Annotated in this window: 17 protein-coding genes and 1 pseudogene; 15 read left to right on the forward strand and 3 right to left on the reverse strand. The window is 61.1% G+C overall.

From position 1 onward, the window contains the following. Window positions 1-66 precede the first annotated feature (66 nt). The 14 genes from AC27KI_RS08635 to AC27KI_RS08700 all read left to right on the forward strand — a co-directional run bounded on the left by AC27KI_RS08635 (window position 67) and on the right by AC27KI_RS08700 (window position 15,602). Window positions 67-816, forward strand: coding sequence for an ABC transporter ATP-binding protein (locus AC27KI_RS08635; protein ID WP_487113446.1), 750 nt, complete (start codon window positions 67-69; stop codon window positions 814-816). Between the two features lie 15 nt (window positions 817-831). Then, entirely contained in the window at window positions 832-1,422 is a 591-nt protein-coding gene (locus tag AC27KI_RS08640) for an acyltransferase (RefSeq protein WP_487113448.1), read from the forward strand. A gap of 9 nt (window positions 1,423-1,431) precedes the next feature. Further along, window positions 1,432-2,526 carry a DegT/DnrJ/EryC1/StrS family aminotransferase gene (locus AC27KI_RS08645; RefSeq protein ID WP_487113450.1) on the forward strand — a complete coding sequence of 365 codons (1,095 nt, stop codon included), beginning with the start codon at window positions 1,432-1,434 and terminating at the stop codon, window positions 2,524-2,526. A 184-nt stretch (window positions 2,527-2,710) separates the two neighbouring features. After that, the gene (wecB, locus tag AC27KI_RS08650; RefSeq protein WP_487113452.1) at window positions 2,711-3,763 is read left to right on the forward strand and encodes a non-hydrolyzing UDP-N-acetylglucosamine 2-epimerase; all 1,053 of its coding nucleotides are present in this window, start codon (window positions 2,711-2,713) and stop codon (window positions 3,761-3,763) included. Between the two features lie 30 nt (window positions 3,764-3,793). Further along, window positions 3,794-4,585, forward strand: a complete 792-nt coding sequence (locus AC27KI_RS08655; RefSeq protein ID WP_487113454.1) for an N-acetyltransferase — start codon at window positions 3,794-3,796, stop codon at window positions 4,583-4,585. Continuing rightward, on the forward strand, window positions 4,582-5,565 hold the full coding sequence (locus tag AC27KI_RS08660; protein WP_487113456.1) for a hypothetical protein: 984 nt from the start codon (window positions 4,582-4,584) through the stop codon (window positions 5,563-5,565). Before AC27KI_RS08655 ends, AC27KI_RS08660 begins: the two co-directional genes overlap by 4 nt. After that, window positions 5,562-6,410, forward strand: coding sequence for a glycosyltransferase family 4 protein (locus tag AC27KI_RS08665; RefSeq protein ID WP_487113458.1), 849 nt, complete (start codon window positions 5,562-5,564; stop codon window positions 6,408-6,410). The genes AC27KI_RS08660 and AC27KI_RS08665 overlap by 4 nt, the downstream gene beginning before the upstream one ends. Continuing rightward, window positions 6,407-7,189, forward strand: a complete 783-nt coding sequence (locus AC27KI_RS08670) for a polysaccharide deacetylase WbmS family protein (protein ID WP_487113460.1) — start codon at window positions 6,407-6,409, stop codon at window positions 7,187-7,189. Before AC27KI_RS08665 ends, AC27KI_RS08670 begins: the two co-directional genes overlap by 4 nt. Before the next feature lie 3 nt (window positions 7,190-7,192). After that, a complete protein-coding gene (gene asnB / locus AC27KI_RS08675) occupies window positions 7,193-9,082 on the forward strand; it encodes an asparagine synthase (glutamine-hydrolyzing) (RefSeq protein ID WP_487113462.1) in 1,890 nt (629 codons plus the stop codon). A 43-nt stretch (window positions 9,083-9,125) separates the two neighbouring features. After that, window positions 9,126-10,238 carry a non-hydrolyzing UDP-N-acetylglucosamine 2-epimerase gene (gene wecB, locus AC27KI_RS08680; protein WP_487113464.1) on the forward strand — a complete coding sequence of 371 codons (1,113 nt, stop codon included), beginning with the start codon at window positions 9,126-9,128 and terminating at the stop codon, window positions 10,236-10,238. A gap of 95 nt (window positions 10,239-10,333) precedes the next feature. Next, window positions 10,334-12,220 (forward strand): asparagine synthase (glutamine-hydrolyzing), encoded by a 1,887-nt coding sequence (gene asnB / locus AC27KI_RS08685; protein ID WP_487113466.1) that lies wholly within the window; start codon window positions 10,334-10,336, stop codon window positions 12,218-12,220. 7 nt (window positions 12,221-12,227) lie between these two features. Continuing rightward, entirely contained in the window at window positions 12,228-13,382 is a 1,155-nt protein-coding gene (locus AC27KI_RS08690) for a glycosyltransferase (RefSeq protein ID WP_487113468.1), read from the forward strand. A gap of 4 nt (window positions 13,383-13,386) precedes the next feature. Then, entirely contained in the window at window positions 13,387-14,532 is a 1,146-nt protein-coding gene (locus AC27KI_RS08695; RefSeq protein WP_487113470.1) for a glycosyltransferase family protein, read from the forward strand. Next, on the forward strand, window positions 14,529-15,602 hold the full coding sequence (locus AC27KI_RS08700; RefSeq protein ID WP_487113472.1) for a glycosyltransferase: 1,074 nt from the start codon (window positions 14,529-14,531) through the stop codon (window positions 15,600-15,602). The genes AC27KI_RS08695 and AC27KI_RS08700 overlap by 4 nt, the downstream gene beginning before the upstream one ends. Before the next feature lie 9 nt (window positions 15,603-15,611). Here AC27KI_RS08700 and AC27KI_RS08705 read toward each other — a convergent pair whose 3' ends face one another. The 3 genes from AC27KI_RS08705 to AC27KI_RS08715 all read right to left on the reverse strand — a co-directional run bounded on the left by AC27KI_RS08705 (window position 15,612) and on the right by AC27KI_RS08715 (window position 20,368). Next, window positions 15,612-17,399: a glycosyltransferase gene (locus AC27KI_RS08705; RefSeq protein WP_487113474.1), complete on the reverse strand. Its 1,788-nt coding sequence runs from the start codon at window positions 17,397-17,399 to the stop codon at window positions 15,612-15,614. 73 nt (window positions 17,400-17,472) lie between these two features. Beyond that, window positions 17,473-19,470: a tetratricopeptide repeat protein gene (locus tag AC27KI_RS08710; RefSeq protein WP_487113476.1), complete on the reverse strand. Its 1,998-nt coding sequence runs from the start codon at window positions 19,468-19,470 to the stop codon at window positions 17,473-17,475. A 169-nt stretch (window positions 19,471-19,639) separates the two neighbouring features. After that, window positions 19,640-20,368 carry a TetR family transcriptional regulator C-terminal domain-containing protein gene (locus AC27KI_RS08715; RefSeq protein ID WP_487088013.1) on the reverse strand — a complete coding sequence of 243 codons (729 nt, stop codon included), beginning with the start codon at window positions 20,366-20,368 and terminating at the stop codon, window positions 19,640-19,642. A 298-nt stretch (window positions 20,369-20,666) separates the two neighbouring features. Here AC27KI_RS08715 and AC27KI_RS08720 point away from each other — a divergent pair. Beyond that, window positions 20,667-21,125 (forward strand): annotated as a pseudogene (locus AC27KI_RS08720) (dihydropyrimidine dehydrogenase); the annotation flags it as partial.

Consider the following 21,125-nt stretch of genomic DNA (forward strand, 5'->3'; position numbering starts at 1 on the left):
TCCTGTTTCGCATTTTTTTACTGTTTTTTTGAAGAGCCGGCGTAGGCTCGTGTATTGGCTCTGATCATGGCAAGTATCGAATTGGAGCGGGTCAATGTCGATTTCCCGCTGTTCTCTTCACGTTCGCGTGGCCTTTTAAATACCTTATTGGGGAAGGCTCAGGGGCATCGGGGAAGAATTGAAGATGTAGGCGGCGGTGCCATCGCTGTCCGTGCACTGCGCGATATTACTTTGAGGCTCAAGGATGGCGATAGGATGGGACTTGTCGGTCGCAATGGCGCAGGTAAATCCACCCTTTTACGTGTTTTGTCTAGCGTTTATGAACCGACTTCAGGTGTCATGCGTGCATCCGGTCATATTTCGTCGCTGATTGATCTCATGCTGGGCATGGACCCTGATGCCAGTGGATATGAATTCATTGCCACACGCTGCGTTGTCATGGGAATCGGGAGTCGTGAGGCAAAAGCCTTGGTGCCTGACATCGAGGAGTTTACCGAGTTGGGCGACTACCTCCATTTGCCAGTGCGCACGTATTCTTCCGGAATGATGTTGCGGCTCGCTTTTGCTGTATCCACGGCAGTGGCTCCTGATATTTTGCTGATGGATGAAATGATCGGTGTCGGTGACGCGCAATTCATCGATAAGGCTCGTATACGACTTGAAAATATGATGAGTCGGGTGAAAATCCTCGTACTTGCATCGCATAGTGATCCAATATTGAAGACTTTTTGCAACCAAGGTATTTGGTTGAATGAGGGCCAGATTCGCATGCAAGGCAACATTGAAGATTGCCTTGCTGCGTACCATGCAAGTTAAATCATCGGGAGCCTTATGAATGAGCAGAATTATTCGGCCCATCCGACCGCAATTATTGATGACGGTGCACAGATCGGATCGGGTACGCGGATATGGCACTGGGTTCATATCTGTGGAAAGGCGCGTATTGGACGGGACTGCTCTTTTGGCCAGAATGTCTATGTCGGCAATGACGTGGTGATTGGTAATAACGTCAAAGTGCAGAATAACGTGAGTGTGTATGACTCTGTTGTTTTGGAAGATGATGTTTTTTGCGGACCAAGTGTTGTATTTACCAATGTATACAACCCGCGTAGCAGCGTCATGCGTAAGCATGAGTATCGAAAGACATTGGTTCAACGGGGAGCGACGTTGGGGGCTAATTCTACGATTGTGTGTGGCACTACGGTTGGAGCATTTTCCTTCGTTGCTGCGGGTGCCGTAATTAATCGTGACGTCAAGCCGTATGCATTGATGGCGGGAGTCCCTGCAAGGCACATCGGCTGGATGAGTGAGCGTGGGGTTCGTTTGGACTTTCAGGGTGACGGAGTGGCCGTATGCGCTGAATCGGGTGTGGAATATGAATTGTCTCAAGGCGAAGTGCGGCGCATTGATGCCAGATCGTGAAAGTGGCGTATGGAATTTATTGATCTCAAATCTCAATATATTGCACTGAAGGCGAACGTTGATGGCCGCATTCAAAAGGTACTCGAGCACGGCCAATATATATTGGGCCCCGAAGTTACTGAATTGGAAGAACGGCTCGTTGAATACACAGGGGCTAAATACTGCATTTCCGTGGCCAATGGCACCGATGCTTTGCAAATTGCCTTGATGGCATTGGGGGTCGGTCCGGGTGATGAGGTCATTACTCCCGGATTTACATACATTGCGACGGCTGAAACTGCTGCTTTGTTGGGTGCGAAGCCTGTCTATGTGGATGTTCTTCCCGGATCGTGCAATGTGGACCCGTCCCTCATCGAATTAGCGATTACAAATAGAACCAAAGCTATTATTCCGGTGAGCTTGTATGGGCAATGTGCGGATTTTGATGCGATCAATGAAATTGCATCTCGCCATGGAATCCCCGTTATTGAGGATGCCGCCCAGAGTTTCGGAGCGACCTATAAGGGTAAAAAGAGCTGCAATCTCAGCCGCATCGCCTGTGCAAGCTTTTTTCCCAGTAAGCCGTTGGGTTGTTACGGCGATGGCGGTGCCATATTCACGAGCGATGAAAGCTTGGGAAAAATCATTCGTCAGATAGCCAGGCACGGTCAGGAGCGGCGTTATCACCATGTGCGCATAGGCGTGAATAGCCGGCTTGACACATTGCAGGCAGCCATTTTATTGGCCAAGCTGGAAGTTTTTGACGCGGAGTTGAAGAAACGAGGCGATGTGGCTTCCGATTATGTTCGAGGTTTGAGTGGCTGCAAGAATCTGGCTGTGCCAGAGTATTCGAAGGGCGAAATTTGTAGCTGGGCGCAATTTACCATTCAGCATCGTCAACGCGATGTGTTGGCGGAGAAGCTGAAAAGCAGGGGGATTCCCACTGCCATTCATTACCCTGTGCCTTTAAATAAGCAGCCGGCGCTCGGTGACAACAGCTTCAGTTTGCCAGTGGGGGACAGGTTGGCGAGAGAGGTGCTTAGTTTACCTATGAGTCCATGGTTGAGTAAGGTTGATCAAGATTTTGTGGTGAAGTCCGTAGTGGAAATTTGCGAAGAGATTTGATATATATTTTGATTCTCTTGCTGGTTTGATTTGATCGATCATCTGACTGGGGCTTCTGTTTTTTCAGTAGTTGGAAAAATCCAAAGGTTTTGGTTATTTTTTGATTTTTGCGTCTGAATGATAATGCGCGACCGCTTTGCAACTGCTTGGCTTAGATGGTCCATGTTGGAATTGAGGAAAAATAATGAAGGTACTTAGGGTAGTGGGGGCGCGGCCTCAGTTTATGCAGGTGCCTGTGGTTCGTGACGTGCTGCTCCAAAGGGGGCATGAGCATGTTTTATTGCATACCGGCCAGCACTACGACGACAGAATGAGTGCGGTATTTTTTAGAGAGCTGGGCATCCCGCCTGCCGATATCAACCTCGGTATTTCCGAATTGGGCCATGGCGGCATGACGGGTCGCATGATGGAGGGGATAGAGCGGTCGCTGCAAGAGGTGCGCCCAGATGTGCTGCTCGTGGACGGCGATACCAACTCCACGATGGCCGCTGCTCTGAGCGCAGTCAAAATGCATATTCCGGTGGTTCACATTGAAGCCGGCTTGCGTGATTTCGACCGCAAGCGGCCTGAAGAGATCAATCGGGTAGTGACTGACCATGTCGCCTCGATCAATTGCGCGCCGATCCCACGGGCCATCCGCAATCTTGAGAATGAGGGTTTGGGTGCGTCCGCTGTGTTAACCGGTGACGTCTTGCTGGACTGCTTCGTGCACTATTTCGAGCGGCGCAGTCACAGCGCAGTGGCAGCGCTCAATCTACAGCCGGGTGGCTACTATCTGTCCACCTTGCATCGTCCCGAGAACACCGACCTCGTCAATGCAGAGCGTTTTGCCGCGATCTTCGGTTTTCTTTCTGAGCTGGACAAACCGGTCATCCTGCCCTTGCACCCACGCAGCCGACGGATGGTGGAGCAATGGCAAAGCGCAGGAGGGCAACTGGGAGCCATTCGTCTGGTGCCACCTGTCACGTATCTCGAAATGCTTGCCTTGCTCGAGGGGGCCGATTGCGTATTTACGGACTCTGGCGGGTTACCGCGCGAAGCGGTGTGGATGGGCTGCCGCTGCGTCATGCTATTCCGTGAAGATACCTGGCACGATCTTTTGGAGCAGGGTTGGGCTGCTATCGGAAAGACCGACAGATCGTCGATCGAAGCCGCTTTCAATCAGGCAATGCGGCCAGATAAAAAAATCTACGCGCGACTTCTTCGGTGGGGGAGAGGCTGCAAAGAGAGTGGTTGAACAATTAGAGAGCATGAAGGAGTAATGGCCATGACCACAGACATGATCTCGACTAAGGCCAAGATAGGCCGCAATGTCACACTGGGCGCGCACGTCAGAATCCACGACAACGTTGAAATTGGCGATGGCACGGTGATTGGCGATTTTTGTGTCATCGGTCATCCTGCCGGGGGCGAATACCAAGGGCAACCGCTGCAGATCGGGCCGCGCAGCGTGATCCGATCGCACTCCATCTTGTATGAGGGCAGCAGCTTTGGTGCGGATTTGAAGGTGGGTCATACCTCTCTTATCCGAGAGGGGGTGAAGGCCGGGGTTAATTTGCAGATCGGCAGCTTCAACGATCTTGAAGGTGACACGGTGATCGGCGATTGGGTGCGGTTCCACAGCAATGTTCATGTGGGCCGTGGTGCGGTGATCGGCGATCTTGTGTGGATCTTTCCCTATGTGGTGCTCACGAATGATCCTATTCCACCATCGGGTCTCAAGGAAGGTGTGACGCTTGGTGCAGGGTCTGCGGTATGCACGAGCGCGGTCGTGCTGCCTGGCACAGTGGTTGGTCGCGGGGCGTTTATCGCAGCGATGACCCGTGCAAGGGGAAACATTCCTGGGGGCGCACTCGTTGTGGGGGGGGAGGGGCACATCGTGGGGACCATCCGGAAACTGCGGCATAAGGAATCGGGCAAGCAGCACCCCTGGATGACGCACTTCGCAGATTACTATCCCGCCGAAGCGCAATCGGCAATTACCTCTTTGCATCAAGCCGTTGAAGCGGATGTCGAACTGCTGGAGCGTGAACTCGCAGCTAAGAAAGCCAGTTCGTGACCCATTCTTCTGCAAATATCCTGATGATCGATCGCAATAGCATGGTCGATCGTCGAATCGTGCTGGAGGCCAAACTCCTGCGCGAGGAGGGCCATCGCGTCGTTCTAGTGGCTGCCCATGGCATTTTGGGTGGCAATGATGCGCAAATCGATGGTTTGCCCATTGTCCGATTCAATGAATCAGCGTTGCTGAGCCACGGCAACGACCCGACTTTCACCGCTTTCGAGGATGCGTGGAAGGGGCCCGACGAAGACGATTTGATCCAGCAGGAGTTGGATGCAGAGTTCGACCAAATATCACGTGATCGCTTCAACGCTGCGCTGGGTATCACGCGCAAGCTGTTGGGCATCACGTTAGGGAGGGCCGTGGCGGCTTTGATGGCCCCGCGTTTCTCGATCAAGCAGTTGATTGCAGCCAACCAATTGCCGGGTTTGATCCGTAAGCCAGCGGTGCTGGTGTTGGCGTTGGCCTCATTCAATTGGAGTGCATTGGCGGGTTGGCGCAAATTCAGTCGCGAGTCCCCGGGGCCCGCGACCGCTAGCCCGCGCGTGCGGATCGCGAAGCTGCAGTTCAGCCTCAGCCGCGCACGGGCCCTCAAGGCCCAAGCCAGAGGGATGTCGCCACTGTGGTCCAGCCTTCGCTATCCCCGCTATGGCTTGGAGCAGCTGCGCGGTAGCCGCAATCCGTTGCGTGTGGTGGTCGGGGTGCCGCTGGCGCTGCTGACCTGCGACGCCTATGTATGGGGCCGTCTTTGGTCGTTCGCTTCCGGAGATTTTTCTTTCGAGGAGCGCGTTCCCCAGTCGTTGCAAGGGCTTCACCCCGACATCATTGAGCACTTCATGGGGCAGCCGCTGGACAGCTGGGAGCGCAAGGTGCTGCGCTTTGGAGGCGAGTTGGATCGCGTTGATGCGGTTCACGCACATGACTTGCCCGCATTGCGTGTGGCGACGCTGATTGCCAAGCGGCGCGTATCCCTTTGATCTATGACGCGCATGAACTTTATAGCTACCAGCCTGGCATCGTCGGGGACCGCAAGAAACGGCTGCTCCAAACCGAGCACACGCTGATCGGTCATTGCGACGAGATCGTCGTCATCAATGAGGATCAAGCCCGCGTGATGCAACGCGATCATGGGGAGGGGTCTTATACGCCCCTCACCAATGCCACCGAGCAGCCGCCCGGCTTTGACATCCACCGACGGACCACGGTCGTGCAGGACCACCTGGGGCTGGAGCCAGGTACACCAACTCTGATGTTCATGGGGGGGATCAATCGCGCGCGCAAGATACACCTGCTATTTGAAGGATTGGCCCTGTCAGAGGTGCAAGCCCATTTGATCTTGCTGACTTGGGGTATGGAGATCCCGGAATTCCAGCAGATGGCGCTGGATTTGGGTATATCGGACCGGGTGCATTTCATGGACCCGGTGCCCTGGAGCGAAATTGTCGAGTGGGCCGCCTCTGTCGATGTGGGTGTCATGCCGTACCAGGCATTGGACCTGAACACCAAAATCTCTTCGCCCAACAAAATGTACGAATTCATCGCGGCGGGTACGCCGATGATCGGCTCCAGTGAACTGGTCAATGTGCGGCGCGTGGTGGAAGCGGAAGGCTTTGGCGTGCTGGTGCCATTCCATAAGGCCGAAGATTACGCCAAAGCCATCGATGCGATATTCGATGTGACCTTGGGAGGTCCGGGCCGCTTTCGTCCTGCCTTGGTCGCGAAGGCCGACAAGTATCTATTTTCCGCGCAGGCAGAGGCTTTCGCGTCCATGTACCAGCGGGTCTTCGCGCCCGGACGCACGCCCAAAGCGGATATGTCATGAGCAGCATGCAACATTACTTCAAAGACGATCCGTTCCGTGATTTTTACAACTTGGATGGGTTGGACACCGTTGTCCTCACCACGGACATCGACTGGGCGCCCGATTACGCCACGGAAGCCGTACTCAATCTGGTGGCCGAGGCCGGCATGAAGATCACGGCTTATGCGACCCACGACAGCCCGCTGTTGAAAGCATCCACCGAATTCGTTGAAATCGGGTTGCATCCGGACAATACCCGCCCCGATCCGGTGCACCGCTTCGCTCGAAAGCTGCCCGATCTGATGGAGATATTCCCGGACGCTGTCGGGCTGCGCTGCCATCGCAATTTCTTTGGCCAGAACATCAGTGACCTCGCGAAAGAGTGCGGGCTGCGTTACGACCTGAGCACCTTTCTGTGGCGCCAGCCTTTCGCTCAAGCCTACGTGGATTACAACGGCTTGGTGAAGATGGCCTATGTCTGGGAAGATGGCATTCACGTCGATGTGGGCGAGCCGCTCGCATTGGAGCGCGTTGGCCTGGATAGCCCGGGCCTGAAGGTATTGAATGTGCATCCCATGCTGATCTACCTGAATGCGCCGGATGACCACCTGCGCCGTCGGCTGACCAAGGGCATTGCGGATCTCACAACGGTGCCGAGCAGCCACTTCGAAAGCGGCATCCACACGGGTTATGGCCTGCGCGACTTCTACCGTGACCTGCTTGCCGAACTCAAGCGCAGGGGGGTCAGAACCGTGTTTGCCCGCGATGTCGCCGCTGCGGTAGCGAAGCAGGGGCACTGAACCATGTGTGGCATTTTTGGTTTCGTTGCTGCCGCACCGGTGGACAGCGCAGAGCAGGTTCTGGCCACCGGAATTGCACGCCAGCGCCACCGGGGACCGGATGGGGAAGGCACTTGGATATCGGGTGACCGCAGGGTGGGCTTCGCGCACATGCGTCTGTCCATCATCGATCTCTCGGCGCATGCCTCTCAGCCCATGCGCGATGTCGATTCGGGCGTGGTGATTACCTACAACGGCGAGATCTACAACTACCGCGAACTGCGGGAGGAGATCGGAGGCGAGTTCCGCACCCAAAGCGATACTGAAGTGATCCTTCGGGCTTACCTGAAATGGGGCGAAGACTGCGTCGGTCGCCTGCGCGGGATGTTTTCCTTTTTGGTGTGGGACCCGCGCACGAGCAAGGTGTTTTTGGCGCGTGATCGTTTCGGCATCAAGCCGCTCTACTACACGGAGCAGGCGGGAGTGGTGTATTTCGCCTCCGAGATCAAGGCATTGACGCCCTTCATGGCCCATCGGAGCATTTCCCGCCAAGCCCTGTCCGAGTACTTTACGTTCCAGTTCACGATCAGCGGAGCCGCATTGCTCGAGGGCGTGCACGAGGTGCCTGCCGCATATCGAGGCACGATCGCTCCTGGTAGCGGGTTGGCACTCAGCCGCTATTGGGAGATCCATTACGAGCCTGACCTCTATCACACGGAACAGTATTTCGTTGAGCGTTTGCGCGAGTTGATGGCCGAGTCGGTCAACCTCCATCTGCTCGCCGATGTCGATGTGGGGGCCTACGTGAGCGGGGGCGTCGATTCCAGCTTGCTGGCCATCCTGGCGCGCGAGGCAAGGCCCGGCGGTCCGTTCAAGATCTTCAACGGACGCTTCAACGACGGCCCTTCCTATGACGAGTCTCGCTACGCACAGGATGTGGCGGCTGAGAACAGCATGTCGTGCTACGTGCAGGACATCAGCGAAGATGACTTTGTCGAAAATATCCGCAAGGTCATCTATCACTTGGACGGTCCGATCGCCGGTCCCGGCGCCTTTCCCCAATTCATGGTCTCGCGGCTGGCGTCCAGCAAGCTCAAAGTGGTGCTCGGCGGGCAAGGGGGCGACGAGATTTTCGGTGGCTATGCGCGCTATCTGGTCGCCTATTTCGAGCAGTGCATCAAGGGGGCGATCGAGGGGACGGCACACGGTGGTCAGTTCATCGTCACCTATGAATCCATCATCCCCAACCTGGTAACGCTGAAGGAATACCAGCCACTGATCAAGGAGTTTTGGTCTGAAGGCTTATTCGGTCCACGCGACGAGCGCTATTTCCGGCTGATCAATCGGGCCAACATGTTAGGTGGAGTGATTGATCCTGCGGCCGTGGACTTTGAGCCGGTGCGTGATGCCTACAAGAAAATATTCTGGGGCAACAATGTCGGTCCTGAAGCCTACTTCGACCGGATGACGCATTTCGACTTCAAGACGCTGTTGCCGGCGCTGCTGCAGGTCGAAGATCGAATGAGCATGGCCCACGGCTTGGAGTCGCGTGTGCCCTTTCTCGATCACCCCGTGGTCGAGTTTGCCGCAACCATTCCACCGAACATCAAGTTCGCCAACGGTGAGCTCAAGCGCCTTCTGCGCGTAGCTTTCGGGCAGCGTCTGCCCGAGTCCATCCGCAAACGCAGTGACAAAATGGGCTTCCCGGTGCCGCTGAACCAGTGGCTCAAGAGCAAGGGCCGGGCTTCGGAGTTCGTGCAGGACGTGCTGGGTTCGACGCGTGCGCGGCAGCGTGGCTACTTGCAACCCGGCGCGGACATTGGTCGCCTCATCGGCGCACAGGGCGCTTTCAATCGCAACTTGTGGGCCCTGCTGTCGCTGGAACTGTGGCAGCAGGAGTTCATTGATGCCTGAAGCCGGCAATGTGTCATCCGCTGTATTTCCCAACGGATCAACAATGAAGATTCTCACCGTCATCGGGGCACGGCCTCAACTTGTCAAAGCGGCAGTGGTTTCGCATGAAATTCAGGCGAGGCAACAAGCTGGCGTGGCCGTGCGGGAACTGATCGTTCATACGGGCCAGCATTTCGACAAGAACATGTCCGACGTGTTCTTCGATGAGATGTCCATTCCGCGGCCGCACCGCATGCTCGCGCTGGGAGGCCTATCGCATGGCGCGATGACCGGTAGGATGATCGAGCAGATCGAATCGGTACTGGTGGAAGAGCGTCCCGACTGGATGCTGGTGTATGGCGATACCAATTCCACCATGGCCGGTGCTTTGGCTGCCGTGAAACTGCACATTCCGGTGGCGCATGTCGAAGCAGGGCTTCGCTCCTGGAACCGCGCCATGCCTGAAGAAATCAATCGCGTCGTGACGGATCACGTATCCAGTCTGCTCTTTGCTCCTACCGATTCTGCGGTTGCCAATCTCAAGGCCGAGGGCATTGCCGGACGGCAAGTGGTTCGCACGGGTGATGTGATGTTCGACGCCTCTCTGTTTTATGCCGGTAAAGCCACGGACCTCCCGTTACCAGCCGGCGTGGGCAATCGCCCCTTCGCGTTGGTGACCATCCATCGCGCAGAGAACACGGACGATCCCAAACGCCTGCAGGCCATCGTGGAGGCTCTGGAGCGCGCGTCACGGGCGATCCACATGGTTTTCCCGGTGCACCCGCGTACGCGCGGCGCTTTGGGTCGCCTGGGTTTGCTCGATCGGCTGGAGGCCATCGCCACTTTGCTGGACCCGGTCGGATACCTCGAAATGGTTCAACTGGAAAAGGCCTGCGCCTTGGTCGTCACCGACTCCGGTGGCGTGCAGAAGGAGGCGTATTTCTTCGGCAAGCCATGTGTGACGTTGCGCACTGAAACGGAGTGGACTGAACTCGTCGAGATCGGCGCCAATGTATTGGTTGCACCGGACGATGTGCAAAGCATTGCGCAGGCGATTGCCGATGCAGTGCAGCGGACCGTCGATACCAGTGCCCAGTTGTATGGCGATGGCCACGCCGCAGCACACATCGTGGATCAGTTGCTCTCGAATCTGCACGGAAGTGCTTGCACCCCTTGATTTGCGACTTGAAGTGGTTCATTCATTGCCAAGCGCGGAGGGGGTTTCCATGTCCATTCATCCATGATGACCACGCTTGAGAAGAGGCCAACCCTATGTGCGGCATAGCAGGCAGCGCTTCGGGCATCGGGGATGGCCGCCTAGAAGGTCGATTAAAGGCGGCACTTCATTTGTTGCAGCGACGGGGTCCGGACGAAAGCGCGTCTGCTTTCTGGCGTACCGATGGCGCGATGGTCGCGTTGGGCCATACACGTCTCAGCGTGATAGACCTTTCTTCGGCGGCTCAGCAGCCCATGTCCAGTGGCGACGAAAACTTCACGCTGGTGTTCAATGGAGAGATTTATAACTACCTCGAGTTAAGACGCGAACTGGAACAGCTAGGGCGTCAGTTCCGCTCCAGGTCTGACACCGAAGTTCTGCTGCAGGCTTGGCAGGTGTGGGGCGAGCGCGCCTTGCCGCGTTTGGTGGGCATGTTCGCCTTTGTCCTTTTGGACCGCCGCACCGGAACATTGCACGGTGCCCGCGACGCGTTCGGCATCAAGCCGATTTACTACCACGCAGATCGCCAGGGACTGTGCTTTGCCTCCGAGATTCCCGCTGTGCAGGCCCTCCGGTCTTCAGCTCCCCGGTTGGACTGGCAAGTCGCGTACGACTACTTGGCGCATGGCCGCTACGACAACGACGAGCGGACTTTCTTTGCGGATATTCGTGCGCTCCCGCCCGGCCACCGTTTTACCTACCGCCTCCATTCCTGTCAGCTGGAGCTGCATGCATGGTGGAAGCCGACGATTGCCCCGGTTCAGCGGTTGACGCTTGATGACGCGGCGGATGGCCTGCGCAACCGTCTGCTGGACAGCGTGCGGCTCCATCTTCGCAGCGATGTTCCGCTGGGCGCGGCCCTGTCCGGTGGACTGGATTCGTCTGCCATCGTCGGTTGCATGCGCCATCTGGAGCCCGACGCGCCGATTCACACGTTCAGCTTCATTGCATCGGGCAGTTCCGTTTCGGAAGAGCCATGGGTCGATCGCATGAATGCCCATGCGGGGGCGGTGGCGCACAAGATGAGCATCTCGCCCCAGGAGTTGGCGGCCGACCTGGACGACATGATCGCGGCGCAGGGCGAGCCGTTTGGCAGCACCAGCATCTATGCCCAGTACCGGGTATTTCAGCTGGCACGAGAGCATGGCATGACCGTCACGCTCGACGGGCAGGGCGCGGATGAATTGTGCGGCGGCTATGTCGGCTACCCTGGGCCGCGTGTGCACAGTCTGTTGGATGAGGGACGGTTGCTGGGTGCTGCAGCATTCCTGCGGCAATGGGGGCGTTGGCCCGGCAGGGCCGGCCTGGATGGGCTGAAAGCGGCCGTGGCCGAATACACGAGCGACACTGCCTACCAGGCACTGCGGCGCATGAATGGTGCCGATGCCAGCCCGCCCTGGCTGGATGGGCGGGTGCTCGCAGACGCTGGCGTCGCCCTGCGCTTTCCGCGTGAGTCGCCTCCCCAAACCGCCCTCGGAAGGCGCCTGGTGGCCGAACTCGCCCGTTCGTTGCACGGCGTGGGCTTGCCAGGGCTGCTGCGCCATGGGGACCGCAACTCCATGCGCTTCTCGGTGGAAAGCCGGGTGCCTTTTCTGACCACGGGGCTTGCCGACTTTTTGCTGACCTTGCCAGAGGAGTACCTGGTGTCGCCCCAAGGCGAGACCAAGCATCTGCTGCGCCGTGCCATGCGGGGATTGGTACCGCAAGAGGTGCTTGATCGCCGGGACAAGATTGGCTTTGCCACGCCGGAACAGGCGTGGCTCGTGCAGATGGCGCCCCAGGTGCGCGAATGGCTACGGCACCCGCTTGGGTTGCCGTTCTTTCGCCAGGACGAAGTGCTCAGAGCATTCGATCAGGTGGTCGCAGGCCAGCGGCCGTTCAGCTGGCAGGTGTGGCGCTGGATCAATTTCACGCGCTGGCACGCCCGGCATTTCGCGGGTTGACGTAGCCATGGCCCGTGTACTGCTGCTGTCGCTCTCGCCCATTGCCTCCGACCCGCGTGTCATGCGCCAATACGAGGCGCTGGGCGCGGACCATGAGGTCCATGTGATGGGCTTCGGAGACTGCCCGCCCGGGGTGCGGCATTTCACGTCGGTGGAGCAGCCTCGGAGCGACTCTGGCGTGGTTCTGCGCAATGCGGTTCGCCTGGCGCTGCGCCGCTATGAAATGTATTACTGGCAGCATCCGCAGATCCGCGCGTTGGAGAGAGCGGCAGCGCAGGTGCCCGCAGGCTTCGACTTGGTATTGGTCAACGATGTGATGGCTTTGCCGATGGCCCTGCGGCTGGCAGGCAAGGCGCCCGTGTGGTTGGACGCGCATGAATATGCCCCGCGCGAATTCGAGGACCGGTGGGCATGGCGCATGTTGCTGGGGCCTTTCTTCGATGTCACCTGCCGTGATGCATTGCCCCACGTGGCCCGCATGAGCACGGTGTGTGCCGGCATCGCGCGCGAGTACGAACGGTGTTACGGCGTGCCGGTGTCGGTGATGCCCAATTGCCCAGAATCGCAGGCGTTGCCTGTACAGCCCACACAGGCGGACCGCATCCGGCTGATCCACCACGGCGCAGCCATCGCCTCGCGCAAGATCGAGGTGATGATCGATCTCATGGACCATCTGGACGACCGTTTCAGCCTGGACCTGATGCTGGTAGAGCAAGATCCGGCCTACTTCGCGGCGCTGAAGCGCCGCGCAGCCCGGCATGCCCGCATCCGGTTCATTCCGCCTGTCCCCATGCGGGACATCGCGGCGCACACCAATGGCTACGACATCGGGCTGTTCCTGCTGCCGCCCACTAATTTCAACTACCTGCATGCGCTGCCCAACAAGTTCTTCGAGTTCATGCAGGCACGGCTGGCGATTGCCATCGGCCCCTCGCCCGAAATGCAGGCGCTGGTGACGGAGTGGGAGTGCGGCGTGGTTGGCGGCAGTTTCGAAGCGGCAGACCTGGCCGCCCAACTCTCTCGCCTGACGCCGCAGGACATCGATGCCATGAAGCACGCTTGCGACCGTGCCAGCCGGCGCTTCAACGCCGCGGCGACGCGCCAGTGGCTCCGCGACGAAGTACGGGATTTGCTGGCGAGCCCCCCCAGCGCGGCTCACTGACGCCATGCGCGCCCTCGTTCTCGGCACCCAGTCGTTCATCGACGGCGGCACCAAAGTCGGCTCGCAACATCTGGCGCAAGCGCTGGCGGGGGCCGGGTGGGCGGTGGACTATGTGCCCACCCTCTCGTCGCCCATGGATGTGATCGGCCGGCAACGCCATGACAGGCTGGCCCGGGCCTGGGGCGGTGGATTGCGGGAGCGCTCGGTGGGCATCTCTCCCGGCCTGACCGAATGGAGCGTTCAGTCGTTTTTTCCGGCGCATCGGTGGTTTTTGCGCTGGCCCTGGCAATTGAAAGCGTATGGTTACCGCTGCCCGGCGGCGCTGCGTGACGTGCAGTTCGACGTCTGCATTGCCGACGTGGCGCCCAACATGCTGCTGCTGCACCAGATCACCGCGCATGCGAAGGTCTGCCGCCTCAACGATTGGCCGCGGGGCTTTGCTCGGGACCTTCATCCGGTGCTGGTGAATGCACTCGAGTCGATGGTGGGCAGCGCCTGTTTCGATGAGGTGTGGGCTGTCTCGCAACCGCTGGCGGAATACGCGCATGCGCTGAATCCGCAGGCCAGGGTGGAAGAGATTCCCAATGGCGTGGAGGCCAGTATGCTCGCGCCTTTAAGCCATGACCACCCGATCACGCGGAGGCCCCGCAGCGCAGTTTACGTAGGGGGGCTGACGGCTTGGCTGGACATCGGGCTGCTTGCGCAGGCGGCGCAGTTGCTGCCCGACTGGACGTTCGATCTCCATGCGCCCGGCGCCCCGCCGCAGCATGGGTGGCCGGCCAATCTCCGTTGGTGCGGCGCCGTGGCGCGCAACGAATTACCGGCAGTTCTCCAAAGCCACGAGGTGGGGTTGATTCCCTTTTGCGAGGCCGATGGCCGCATGCGCTATGTGGAGCGCCCCTTGAAGTTCTACGAGTACATCGCGGCCGGGCTGGGTGTGGCGAGCACCGAGCTGGGCGCGCTGCGGCATGGCATGGGTGACCTGGCCTGCTATGGCAACGGTCCACAGGCGTTTGCCGATGCGGTGGTGCGCGCGCGCGAGCAGGCGCAGGCGCGCTCCCCCGGCTTTGCAGATGCCTTCGTGAAAGCGCACGATTGGAGCGCCCGGGCCCAGACCATGCTGGCTCGGCTGGAGATCTTGCTGGCATGAAAAACTACCTGCTGTACGACTTCATGCAGGTGGCCGGCGGTGCGGAGCGCGTAACGCTCACACTGGCGGAGGCCTTCCCCGAGTTTCAGACCGTGGTCAGCCGCTGCTACCCCGATGCCCAGCCGCTGCTGAGCGCTTCTCCCGTCACAGTGGAGGCGCTGCACGGTGGCTGGTCTTCCATACTGCCGCGCATTCTGGAGAGCCTGTGGTGCTTTCGCTTCCGGGCGGGGCTGCTGAAGGATGCGCAGACCGTGCTGTACAGCGGCTTTTACGCGCCTCTGGCCGTCTATCAACAGCGGGCTGGCCGACGCTTGTACTACTGCCACACGATTCCCCGGTTTGCCTACGACCTGTACGACAGCACGCTGGCCGGTTTTCCGTTCTGGCTGCGGCCTGTGTACGCCCTGTTCGTGCGCTGGTTCCGGGCGCAGTACGAGGCGGCCATCGGGCGCATGGACCGCATTTTCGTGAACTCCGAGAACGTGCGTGCACGGCTCAAGCGCTACACGGGGCTGGACGCCGAGGTGGTCTATCCCCCCGTGGCCACGCAGCACTTTCGCTTTTTGGGAGACGAGGGCTATTACCTGTCCACTGCACGGCTGGTGCCGAACAAGCGGGTGGAGGTGATCGTGCAGGCATTTCTGCAGATGCCAAATCGCTCCCTGGTGGTCTTGTCGGGCGGGCCGGAGCTGGAGCGATTGAAGGCCCTGGCGGGAAATGCGCCCAACATTCAATTCACCGGCTGGCAGACCGATGAGGCGCTGCGGCACTGGGTCGGCAACGCGCGCTGCGTGATCTATCTGCCCGTGGATGAGGACTTCGGCATGTCCCCCGTGGAGGCCATGGCCGCAGGCAAACCCGTGATCGGCGTGGCCGAGGGCGGACTATTGGAAACCGTGGTTCCAGGCCAGACGGGGGTGCTGGTCGCGCCCACGCCGCAGGCTGTCATCGACGCCGTGGCACAGATCGAGCAGATCCATGGCGAAGATCTGTCGGCGCAATGCCGGCTGCGCGCCCAGCAATTCACTGAAGCCGCTTTCATTGCCCGGATGCAGGCGGTCCTTCGATAAGCCCCGGGTCTACTCTGCCGAGCCGCGCGCGCGCCAATGCGCAATGCACAGCAGGGACGACACCGCCACATACCGCAGCGCGTTGGCCCAGGACTGGAAGATCTTCGAACGATCCACCTTGGCGGTGTGCATGGGCAAGGCGACTTCCTTGATGCGCAGGCCCTGTCGACGCATCAGCAGCAGGGTGCCGATGTCCTGGTAGTCGAGCAAGGTTGCCTCGGTGGATACCGCCACTTCGAGGGCCTTGCGGTTGTACAGGCGAAAGCCGGACACGAAGTCGTGCAGTGCAAACCCTGTCAGGAACCGGAACCAGCCCCACGCCAAACGGCGCGCCCAACTGGTTCGGGTCGCAAAATGGCTCACCACCACATCGCCGTCCTGGCGGCGGGACAGCAGGCTGGAGATCTCTTCCACCTCATAGCGGCCGTCCGCATCGATGGTGATCACCGCGTCATAGCCCCGCGACAGCCCGTAACGAAGCCCCGTCTGCAGGCTGCCCCAGGTGGTCATGGCCAGCAGTGGGCGCAGTACCCGCGCGCCCGCGCTCTCCGCCAGATGGCAGGTGCCATCGCTGCTGCGGTTGTCCACCACGAGCACGTCGGCTCCTACCAGCGAGCGAACGCGTTCGATGAGGTGCTGGATGCTCGCTGCATGGTTGCGTGTGGAGATCACCACCAGCACGCGCGGATTGGGCGCGGCCGGCGTGCTGCCCAGGGCCAGGTACTGGTACTGGTGCGCCAGCGCGCGTTCGCACTGGGCAATGTCGAAATGCTGGAGCAGCGCCTGATGTCCCGCTTCGCCGAGCTGCGCGCGCAGCCGCGTGTCGTGCTGCAAACGGGCCAGGGTGCTGCGCCAGCTTTCCACGTCTTCGATGGGCACATGCAAGCCGGAGCGTGCATGCGCCACCACCCAGGGCATGCCGGAGCCGGGCAAGTCCGTCACCACGCACGGGCGCTTGTGCATCATGGCTTCCAGCAACACGATGCCGAACGCTTCAGTGCGCTCGCGGGAAGCCAGGCAAAAGACGTCGCAGGCTTCGAGCAGGGCGTGCTTTTCCGCATCGAGCACCGAGCCGACCAGGCGCACTGCGGGTTCGCGGCCCGCGGGCGTGGTGTCTCGGATCAGGGATTCCAGCGACACCCGCAACTCGCCCTCGCCGGCGATCACCAGTTCCACTCCTGGCATGGCCTGCACCGCCTTGATGAGCGTCTCGAACCCCTTGTAGTAGGTGAGGCGGCCGATGGACAGCAGCCGCAGTTGCGTTTTCGCGCCCCACTGCAACTCGCTGCGCAACGTGGCGGGCGGGGGCGGGCGCCGCAGGTTGATGCCCAGGGGAATGACCTCGCACTTGCTGCGCCACGGCTGCAGGGGCGCACTGGCCTCCAGATAGGGCGGCGACGTCGCGAAGATCATTTGCGCCCGGTCCAGCACCGCGTGCTCGAACGGGCGGTACAGAAAATACGCCAGCGCCACGGATAGCTTGATGTCCGAGACGACGACGTCCGAATGCCAGTGCACCACGCACGGTACCTTGCGGGCCGCAGGCAGCGTCAGCGCCCACAGCGCAGAGTTGTTGGGCAAGTGCAGGTGCAGCACATCGGGCTGAAAGCGCCGGATCGCCCGCCCCAGTGCCGAGCGAAAGCCGATGGCGATGGGGGCATAGACCAGATTGAACTGCACCGGTACCCGCACCAGCCAGGGCGGGTCGTCCGGCAGAGGGGTTCCGTGTACCAGCGCGAACGCCTCGATGCCTTGCGCCCGCTGGGCCTCGATGAGGTCGGCCAGGAACACTTCCATGCCGCCCAGGTAGGCGGAAAGAACTTGCCGATGTGCAGGACGCGCAGTGCCACGGAGTTCTTTCTGCCGCAGATTACTTCTTCAGGGCCGCCACCTGGGCGCGCACCTGCGGGTACTGCGGATTGCGTGGATCGATCGCGATGGCGCGGTCCAGGTCCTTGAGGCTGTCGTCCAGACGGCCGGCCGTGCGGTGGGCCATGGCCCGCCCGTAGTAGGCCGCGGCCGCGTTGGGGGTGCGGGCGATGATCTGATCAAACAGCGCGATCGCCGCTTTCGTGTCGCCCTTGCCGACCTGCGCCATCCCGAGGCCCAGCATCAGCCGCTGGTTGTTGGGCGTGGCCTTCATCAAGGTGCTGAAGTCGCTGATGGCGTCGTCGTACCGCTGCGCGCCGATGGCGGCTTCGGCACGGCGCATGCGCATGGCTTCCCGCATGCGCTCGACCTCCTTGTCGGTGATGCCCTCTGCCGCGCGGGTCATGCCCTGGGTGAAGGCGTCATATGCCGCAGCGAACTGGCCCAGCGCGAAGGCGGACTCGCCCCGGTGGTAGTACAGCGGCAGGTCGGTGAATCCCTGCTTTTCCGCTTCGGAGAAGGCGGCCAACGCCTCGGTGTGCTTCTTTTGCTGCTGGAGCGCGACGCCGATGTTGAAGCGGGCGGAGCCCTGCAGCGATCCCAGCGCTTCGGCAGTGGCAAAGCTCTTCTGGGCCTCGGCCACCGAGCCGCGGTCGAGGTGGTAAGCCCCGAGGTTCAGGAACGGCCGCCAGCGGCCCACGGCGCTCGGCGATGCCTGCAGATCGATCTTTTCGGCGGCATCGCCCCAGGCGGCGTAGTCGTCCCGCAGGGATTCCACCCGCTCGAAGGCCAGCAGGCTGAACACCAGGCCCACCATGCAGCCCAGCACGTAAATGGTTTTCGGCTTGAAGCCGGTCAGCACGATGGCGACCAGCACCGGCACGGCGATGGCCCATAGATAGCTGCGGTAGAGCACGAACGGGTCCTGCACCCACACGGTCGCGAACTCGGTCACGTACAGCAGCAGCGGGAACATCAGCGCCACGCCCACGAGGCTCAACGCCCCGCGGCGGCGCAGAACGGCCCAGAGTGCGGCGGCCCACAGTGCCACATAGCCGAAGATGCCCAGGATCTGCGGGAACGCGGCATACGACAGCGGGAACGCAGGCCGCAGGTCGACCGACATCCACATCACGTTGGGGAAGAACCACAGGAACCCATAGGCAAAGAAGAGCGCCGCCTCGTTCAGGATGCTGAGCGGGTACATGCGCTGCGTGATCCCGGGGCTCAGGCGCTCCAGCTGCTGGGCGAAGTCGAGCGAGCGCTGGTCGAAAAGCTTGCCGATGAATTCACCGTAGATGCCGAAAAACACCACCGCCGCAACCGCGATGATGGCGGCGCAGGCGCCCGCCAGCGTGGCGATGGTCTTCCAACTGGGGCGACGCACGTGGATGTACAGCGGCACCGCCATCGCGGCGACCATGACCGCATGCTCCTTGGACAGCACCGCCGCAACGTAGCTCAGCAGCGCCAGGCCATACCAGAGCACGCCCCGGCCGGACAGGCCCCGCACGAAACACCAACACGCCAGCACCGAGAACAGCGTGGCCATGACGATGGAGCGCTGCACCAGGTAGGCCACGGCATACACCGCCATGGGATTGACCGCGAACAGCGCCACGCCCACCCGCACCGCCGCCTGTTGCGACAGGCCGAAATGCGGCTGCGATTCGAATTCCTCCGGGAAGCGCGTGCGGGCCAGCAGGTCGCGCACCAGCGCATACAGCGCGGCCACCGTGGCCAGGTGCAGTGCGATGTTCACGAGCCGCTGCTTGCCCCAGCCGGGGCCGGCCAAGGAGTCCACCCAGATGAAGCTGCCATACGACAGCATCCGCTGCTTGAAGGTGAGCAGGCTGCCGTAGCTGCCGAAGATCGCGCCGTCGGAGAGCCGCAGATCGTCGAACAGCAACGCATGGTTCCAGCCGGGCAGGTAGATGGCCAGCACGGCCGCCAGAACGGCGATGCCGAATACAGCAAGGGAAATGGACGGTTTGGCCATGGGCGGATAGAAAGCAGGTGGACGGGCGCAGCGGTGCGTGGCAGTGCGCGCAGGCAGCCGGGAAGTCTAAGCGATGGAATTTTCGCACCCGCTTGGCACCGCCGGATGCGGGGTGCCTCCAGGCCCGACCATTTTCCAGCGGCACGCAGGGGCTCGCAGCGGCCCGATTTCAGTCCTGGGCGGGCGCCGCCGGCCCGGGTTCCAGGCCCCGCAGCACCAGGTGGCAGAGCAATTCCTCCGCCTTGTCGTAGTCGCGCTCGGTCAGCGCGGGCTTGCCCAGCAGCAGCGCGAACTGGGCCTGCTGGTCCGCGTAGGCCTGGGTCACGGACCAGATGATGAACATGAGATGGGTGAAATTCACCTTGGCGATGCGGCCCTCGCGCGCCCAGCGCTCGAAGGTGCGCACATCGTTCTTGAGCACGGGGCCCACGCGTTCGGCGATCACGCCCGCGTAGCGCGGCGCACCGGCGATGACCTCCTTGGCGAACACCTTGGCGGCGTTCGGCCGCTCCAGCGACGAGCGCAGCTTGGCGCGGATGTAGCGGCGCAGCGCCTCGTGCGGATCATCGCCATGGGACATCTCTTCCATGCCGGCCAGCCACTGGTTGAGCACGTCGTCCAGCACGCGCAGGTACAGCGCCTCCTTGTTCGGAAAGTAGTACAGCAGGTTGTGGCGGCTCAGCCCGATGGCCGCGGCGATGCTCTCCAGCGACGCGCCCTCGAAACCGAACTGCGCAAACTGCGTCTCCGCCTCGGTGAGGATGGCCTGTTCCTTTTTGAGCCGCGAGGCGGTGGGCGGGCGCCCCGGGTCGGCGGGCGCTCCATCGGGCGCGGGGGGCTGCAGGGCGGTGCGCGTTCGCACAGGTGCGGGGCGGGAGGGCTTGGGCGAAGGGCTCATTTGCACCATTGTGGAACGACTGCGGGGTGTTTTTGCTGGCACGGTGTTTGCACTAGGGGATTTTACCGATTGGTAAATTGAAAACCAGCAGGGCACGGCACCGCCGAAGACACCTGCACCACGACAGCGAGGCCCCCCGATGAAACCTCTGCAGACTGTTCCGATGTGCGGCCGCCCGGCCGCCTGCGCTTGGCCCCGCCAACGCCGCAAGCGCCACGCCCACGCGCCACGCCGCGTTCGCGCGCCCCTCTCCCGTCCCTGATCTCCCGTCCCTGACCCTTCGCCCCGAGGACTACCGATGGAAACGACCGCAAGCCGCGCGTGCGGCATTCATGCCGCACGCCTGAACCTGGCCGACTACGCCGTGAACTTCGGCGACGCGCATCCGCCGCTCACCAAGGCGCAGGCTCTGGTGGAGGCCGAGCGCTGCTACTACTGCTTCGATGCGCCGTGCGCCACGGCGTGCCCGACCGGCATCGACATTCCCGCGTTCATCCACCGCGTCGCCCAGGGCAACGACCGCGGCGCGGCCCGCGCGATTCTCGAGGCCAACCCGCTCGGCGGCATGTGCGCCCGCGTCTGCCCGACCGAGGTGCTGTGCGAGCAGGCCTGCGTGCGCAACTCGCATGACGACAAGCCGGTGGAGATCGGCGCGCTGCAGCGCCACGCCACCGATGCGTACTTTGCCGACCCGGGCGCGCCCCTGTTCACCCGCGCCGCGCCCACGGGCCGCCGGGTGGCCGTGGTGGGCGCGGGG

The sequence above is a fragment of the Acidovorax sp. KPB24-03 genome, assembly GCF_057546605.1.